Genomic DNA, 6,932 nt, shown 5'->3' on the forward strand with positions numbered 1-6,932 from the left:
CATAAGTCCCCCCTTTTCTTGACTCTTTTTTCCCCGTGTGTTAATAAAAGTGATCTTACCCCCCTCCCTCCAACCTTGGCAACCAGACTAGGAGACCCATGTACCACCCCGATTATGCGACATTCCAAACCCTTTCCACAAAAGGCAATCTGATTCCGGTCTACAGGGAGATCCTGGCCGATCTCGACACCCCGGTCGGCGCCTTCAAGAAAATCGACGACGGCCGCTACGGCTTCCTCCTGGAGAGTATCGAGGGTGGCGAGAAGTGGGGACGTTATACCTTCCTGGGATCTTCTCCGGCGGTGGTGATCCGCGGCAAGGATAACTGGGTGGAAATCGTCGAGGGTGGCGAGGTGACGCGGGTTGAGGTGGCGGATCCCCTCGACTATATCCGCAGCTACATGGAACGCTATGTCCCCGTGGAAGTCCCCGGCATCCCCCGCTTTTTCGGCGGTGCCGTCGGCTATCTCGGCTACGACATGGTGCGGCATTTCGAGTCTCTTCCCGATAAAAACGACCGCGGCATCGATGCCTACGACGCCTGCTTCATCATCACCGACACCATCCTGATCTTCGACAGCCTCAGCCAAAAGATCAAGGTCGTTTCCAACGCCCACGTCGACGGTTCCACCACGGTGGAAGCCGCCTACGCCGACGCCGTCGCCAAAGTCGATGCCCTCATCGCCCGATTGAAGGCCCCGCTGATCGCCGGGCCCAAGACCGCGGTGAAGGGGAAGGTCGAACTGGCGTCGAACGTGAAGCGCGAGGATTTCGAGAGCGCGGTGACGCGGGCCAAGGAATATGTCAAAAACGGCGACATCATCCAGGTCGTTCTGTCGCAGCGCTTTTCCGGCGACCTTACCGTCGACCCCTTTGACGTCTACCGCGCCCTCAGGACCCTCAACCCCTCTCCCTACATGTTCTTCCTCCGCCTTGACGAGACGGTCGTGGTCGGTGCCTCCCCCGAAGTCATGGTGAGAAAGGAGGGAGACCAGGTTGAGCTTCGTCCCATCGCAGGCACCAGGCCGCGCGGGGCAACCCCGGCCGCCGACGAGGCCCTGGCGCAGGAACTCATGGCCGATCCGAAAGAGCGGGCGGAGCACGTCATGCTGGTGGACCTGGGAAGAAACGATCTGGGGCGAGTCTGCAAGATCGGCAGCGTGAAGGTCTCGGAGCTGATGGTGGTCGAGCGCTACTCCCACGTGATGCACATCGTCTCCAACGTGCAGGGCGTCCTTAGCCCCGGGCAGGATGCCTTCGACGTAGTGCGGGCCACCTTCCCGGCCGGGACCCTCTCGGGAGCGCCCAAGGTAAGGGCGATGGAGATCATCGAGGAGCTGGAGGGGATGCGGCGCGAGGTATATGGAGGCGCCGTCGGTTACTTCTCGTATTCCGGCAACATGGATATGGCGATCGCCATCAGGACCCTCGTGGTCAAGGACGGGAAGGTCCATCTGCAGGCCGGCGCCGGTATCGTGGCGGACTCCGATCCCGCCGCCGAATACATGGAGACCGTCAACAAGGGCAAGGCAGTTGTGAAGGCCATCGAGATGGCCGAGCAGGGGTTTGATTGAACCGTGAAACGGGAACCGGAAACCGTGAAGGGTGAAAGGTGAAGAGTGAAAGGTGGAAACCGATTCACCATTCACCTTTCACCTTTCACCTTTCACCTTTCACCTTTCACCTTTCACGCTTTTAGAGGTTCTTATGCTTTTGATGATAGATAACTACGATTCCTTCACCTACAACATCGTTCAGTACCTGGGCGAGTTGGGTGAGGATGTGCGGGTTTTCCGTAACGACAAGATCACCATCGCCGAGATCGAGGCGCTGGCGCCTGACCGGATCGTGGTCTCTCCCGGCCCCTGCTCGCCCGAAGAGGCCGGAATTTCGGTGGAGGTCATCCGCCACTTCGCCGGCAAGATCCCGATCCTCGGCGTCTGCCTCGGCCACCAGTCGATCGGTTACGCTTTCGGCGGCAAGGTGGTGAAAAGCGCGACGCTGATGCACGGGAAGACTTCCCCCATCCTGCACGACGGCAAGGGGCTCTTCGAGGGGCTCCCCAACCCGTTTTCGGCGACGCGGTACCATTCACTGATCGTCGAGCGGGAATCGCTTCCGCAGGAACTTGCAATCACCGCCTGGGTGGAGGAGGGGGAGATCATGGGAATGCAGCACCGTACCCTCCCGATCTGGGGCGTGCAGTTCCATCCTGAGTCGATCCTTACTGAAGGGGGGATGGACCTGCTGCGGAATTTCCTGCGGATGTCCAGGTAACACCGGTTCCCTGCGGAAGTCGGTGGCCGTTGCGTCCCCCCCTTGTGGGATGAAATTGTGAAGCAAAAGGAGAGCTGTCATGATACGCAAGGCAATTGCACGGGTGGTAGAGCGCCACGATCTGAGCGAGTCCGAGATGATCGAGGTCATGGATCAGGTCATGTCCGGCGGCGCCACTCCGGCGCAGATAGCCTCGTTCATTACCGCTTTGAGGATGAAAGGTGAGACGGTCGATGAGATCACCGGCGCCGCCCGGGTCATGCGAGACCGGGTCATGCCCATAAGGGTCGGCAAACGGGGGGTGCTGGATCTCGACCGCGACGACATCAATCTCGACCAGGAGACCATTCTCGACACCTGCGGCACCGGGGGGAGCGGCACCAACAGCTTCAATATCTCGACTACCGTCGCCTTTGTCGTTTCCGCCTGCGGCGTGAAGGTGGCGAAGCACGGAAACCGCGCCGTCTCCTCCTCCTGCGGCTCCGCCGACGTGCTGGAGGCTCTGGGAGTCAACCTGGATGTCACCCCCGAGACGGTAGAGCGCTGCATCAACGAGATCGGCATCGGCTTTCTGTACGCTCCGGCCCTGCACGGAGCTATGAAGCACGCCATCGGACCCCGCCGCGAGATAGGGATCCGCACCATCTTCAACGTCCTTGGTCCCCTGACCAACCCCGCCGGCGCAGGGCGCCAGGTCCTCGGCGTCTATCGCGAAGACCTGGTCGAGAAACTGGGACACGTGCTGAAGAAGCTCGGCTGCAGGAAGGGCTTCGTGGTTCATGGCATGGATGGCATGGATGAGATTACCCTCGCAGGCGAAACTCTGGTGGCTGAGGTGGGGCCGGAAGGGGTCGATGTCAGGCTGATTTCCCCCGAGCAGTTCGGCCTTGAGCGATCAACGGCGGAGGAGCTTCGCGGCGGGGATGCCGGCGGAAACGCCGTGATAGTCAAAGACATCCTCTCCGGTAAAGACGGCGCCAAGAGGCGCATAGTCCTGCTGAACGCAGGCTTTGCGCTGGTGGCCGCTGGAAGGGCTGCCGACGTCATGGCGGGGATCGGCATGGCCAAAGAGGCAATAGATTCGGGCCGAGCAGCCAGCCAGCTGGAAAGGCTGGCGGCGCTAACGAACGAGGCGGAGTAGGGGCGAACAATCATTCGCCCTACTAATTAGCGCTAATCTTCCGCTATGAGATTGTCATCCCCGAATGCCCTTATCGGGGATCCAGATTTCACTTCGTTTAGGAGCTGGATTCCCGATCAGAATCGCTTCGGGAATGACAGTCTTGGAAGCTGGTGGAAGATTGTTACCAAAGGAACCTGTCAATGGCCCAAATACCCGATGTACTGAAGAAAATTGTCGACTACAAGCTCGGTGAGCTTGCCGCTGAGAAGGCCGCCGTGCCGCTGGGCGAGATAATGGACCGGCTCTCGGAGCTGGAGGATCATCCCCGCGGCTTCGAGGCTGCCTTGCGCAACGCCGGCGATTCCGGCTGGACTGCCATCATCTCCGAGGTCAAAAAGGGTTCTCCCTCCAAAGGTCTGATCCGCGCGGATTTCGACCCCCTCGAAATCGCCAGGATCTATCAGGATAACGGCGCCACCTGCCTCTCGGTCCTGACAGACGAGCATTTCTTCCTCGGGCACCTGAGCTACCTCGCCCTGATCCGTGAGCAGGTGAGCCTGCCGCTTCTGCGCAAGGACTTCATCTTCGACCCTTACCAGATCTATCAGGCTCGGGCGGCCGGCGCGGATGCCATCTTGCTGATAGCCGCGATGCTGGATCTTTCCCAGCTGCGCGATTTCCACGCCCTGGCCCGGGAGCTCTCCCTGGATGTCCTCCTCGAGGTCCACGACGAGGCCGAGCTCGAGAACGCCCTCCAGACCGACTGCCGCCTGATCGGCATCAACAACCGCAACCTGCGGACCTTCGCCGTCGACATTACCACGTCGGAGCGGCTGGCCGCTCTCATTCCGGAAGGCTACACCATAGTCGCCGAGAGCGGCATAAACCGCCGGGATGAAATTGAACGCCTGAGCAAAAAAGGGATCGATGCCTTCCTGATCGGCGAGTCGCTGATGAGAGAGAGCGACATTGGCGCGAAGTTACGGGAGTTGCTGGGCTGAGCCCCAAGGGAAAGGAGTCTTTATGAACACCAAGTTTGTCCTCGATGAAAGCAGGATCCCCAAACAGTGGTACAACATCATTCCCGATATGCCCGGGCCGCTGCATCCGGTCATCAATCCCCAGACCATGAAGCCGGTTTCTGCCGAGGATATGTCGGCGATCTTCCCGATGGCCCTGATCGAGCAGGAGATGTCCACCGAGCGCTGGATCGACATCCCGGACGAGGTGCGGGAGATCTACAAGCTCTGGCGGCCATCGCCGCTGTTCCGCGCCCGGCGCCTTGAGCAGGCCCTCCAGACTCCCGCGAAGATTTACTACAAGTACGAGGGTGTCTCTCCCGCCGGCTCACATAAGCCCAACTCCGCCATCCCGCAGGCCTTTTACAACAAGCAGGCCGGCATCCGCAGGCTCGCCACCGAGACGGGCGCGGGGCAGTGGGGGAGTTCGCTGGCGCTGGCCTGCTCGATGTTCGGCCTTGAATGTACCATCTACATGGTCAAGGTCTCTTGCACACAGAAGCCGTACCGGAAGAGCATGATGCAGCTTTGGGGCGCGACGGTGATACCTTCCCCCTCCGAGTTCACCAATGCCGGCCGCTCCATCCTGGCCCACGACCCGGACAACCTCGGAAGCCTCGGGATCGCCATATCCGAGGCGGTCGAAGACGCCGCCACCCACGCCGACACCAACTACGCCCTCGGCAGCGTCCTCAACCATGTCTGTCTCCATCAGACGGTGATCGGACTGGAGGCGAAGGAGCAGATGGCCCTGGCCGGCGATTATCCTGACGTCGTTATTGCCTGCTGCGGGGGAGGTTCCAACTTTGCCGGGCTTACCTTCCCGTTCGTTGCTGACCGGGCGACCGGGAAGAAGGTCCGTTGCCTCGCCGTCGAGCCTGCCTCCTGCCCGACCCTGACCAAGGGCGTGTACGCCTTTGATTACGGCGATACTGCCAAGCTCGCTCCGATCACCAAGATGTACACTCTCGGTCACGACTTCATGCCCCCGGGGATACATGCCGGCGGCCTTCGCTACCATGGTGAGTCCGCGCTGATCTCGCAGCTCTATCACGCCGGGGAGATAGAGGCCAAGGCCTACAAGCAGAACTCGTGCTTTGAGGGGGCGCTCCTCTTTGCCAGGAGCGAAGGGATTGTGCCGGCCCCCGAATCGTCTCATGCCGTCCGGGCCGCCATCGACGAGGCTGTCCTGGCCAAGGAGGAGGGGCAGGAGAAGACCATCCTCTTCGGCCTCTCCGGACACGGCCAGCTGGACATGGGCGCCTACGACGCGTATCTCTCCGGGGCTTTGGAGGACTTCGAGTACCCGGAGGAGAAGATCCGCCAGGCTCTGGAGCGGTTGCCGCAGGTGGCACTCTAGGTAGCAATTTATCTCCCCCTTCGTCAAAGGGGGGCAGGTGCAGCGGTGTCCGGTTAGCTACTTGCACCTGCCCATTTCTCTACATTTCAAGCTCCCCCTCGCCCTCCGGGAGAGGGTCGGGCTTGCGCGCCGAAGGGCGCTTCAGCCCGCAGGCGGGGTGAGGGAAGCCCGTATCTCCGTGGCATGTGCCCTCACCCCAGCCCTCTCCCATGGGGAGAGGGAGCAGTTTCGAAGGAAGATTAGGAAAGGTAAGAGGCAAAGCAAAAAACTAACCGGACAACGCTGAAGGGCAGGGGGGATTAGCCTTTGGGGGATGAGCTCCGGCTACCGCTTCGTTCGGTGCTGATGCCAGATGTTGAACCATTTTAAGGGTATACACCGATGACAAAGGTTAAGATATGCGGTATAACATCGCTTGATGATGCTCTGATAGCCATTGAGGCCGGAGCGGATGCCCTCGGTTTCATCTTCGTCGACAAATCCCCTCGTTTTCTTCAGCCTGAGGAGGCCGCACGCATTATCAAGGAGTTGCCTCCATTCGTGCAGGTTGTCGGGCTTTTCGTAAACGCGGAACTTGACTTTGTAAACAAAACAGCGGATATCTGCGGGCTGGACATTGTCCAGTTGCACGGCGAGGAGAGCCCGACCTACTGCCGATCCGTACGCAGACGGGTGATGAAGGCCTTGAGGGTGCGGGGCATGGAGAGCCTGGCCCCGATGAGCGATTACCAGGTGGCGGGCTTCGTACTTGACGCGTATTCCCCTCATGCCCATGGCGGCACCGGCGAGTGCTTCGATTGGGACTGCGCGGTTGCCGCAAAGGAGAAGGGTACCATCATCCTGGCCGGCGGCCTCAACCCTGGCAATGTCGCCGCTGCCGTAGCCAAAGTGAGACCGTATGGCGTCGACGTATCCAGCGGTGTCGAGTTCGCGCCTGGACGAAAGGATGCCGAGAAAGTCCGCAGCTTCATAAAGGCGGCTAAAGGCGTGAAAGGTGAAAGGTGAATGGTGAATGGTGAATGGTGAATCAATATTGATTTGCCAATATAAACGCAGGACATAGCAAGTAGTTTCGTAGAACGAAGAACTGGTCAGCAGGAAGTCGCAGGAAATCTTTTGACAAAGGAGTGGCAATGAAGATTATCGTAACCGA

6 protein-coding genes are annotated in these 6,932 nt (G+C 60.0%); all 6 read left to right on the forward strand.

The genetic code is table 11. The features are described from left to right. Positions 1–98 precede the first annotated feature (98 nt). Entirely contained in the window at positions 99–1,574 is a 1,476-nt protein-coding gene (gene trpE, locus AC11W3_RS10105) for an anthranilate synthase component I (RefSeq protein WP_484092961.1), read from the forward strand. A gap of 133 nt (positions 1,575–1,707) precedes the next feature. Continuing rightward, on the forward strand, positions 1,708–2,277 hold the full coding sequence (locus AC11W3_RS10110) for an anthranilate synthase component II (RefSeq protein WP_484090303.1): 570 nt from the start codon (positions 1,708–1,710) through the stop codon (positions 2,275–2,277). 79 nt (positions 2,278–2,356) lie between these two features. Then, positions 2,357–3,418: an anthranilate phosphoribosyltransferase gene (gene trpD / locus AC11W3_RS10115; RefSeq protein WP_484090302.1), complete on the forward strand. Its 1,062-nt coding sequence runs from the start codon at positions 2,357–2,359 to the stop codon at positions 3,416–3,418. Between the two features lie 182 nt (positions 3,419–3,600). After that, a complete protein-coding gene (trpC, locus tag AC11W3_RS10120) occupies positions 3,601–4,401 on the forward strand; it encodes an indole-3-glycerol phosphate synthase TrpC (RefSeq protein WP_484090301.1) in 801 nt (266 codons plus the stop codon). 22 nt (positions 4,402–4,423) lie between these two features. Next, complete coding sequence (locus AC11W3_RS10125; protein ID WP_484090300.1) at positions 4,424–5,779, forward strand: TrpB-like pyridoxal phosphate-dependent enzyme; 1,356 nt, start codon at positions 4,424–4,426, stop codon at positions 5,777–5,779. Positions 5,780–6,160: 381 nt separating this feature from the next. Then, positions 6,161–6,784 carry a phosphoribosylanthranilate isomerase gene (locus tag AC11W3_RS10130; RefSeq protein WP_484090299.1) on the forward strand — a complete coding sequence of 208 codons (624 nt, stop codon included), beginning with the start codon at positions 6,161–6,163 and terminating at the stop codon, positions 6,782–6,784. The last annotated feature ends 148 nt before the right edge of the window (positions 6,785–6,932 follow it).

It is taken from the genome of Geomonas sp., from assembly GCF_056994735.1.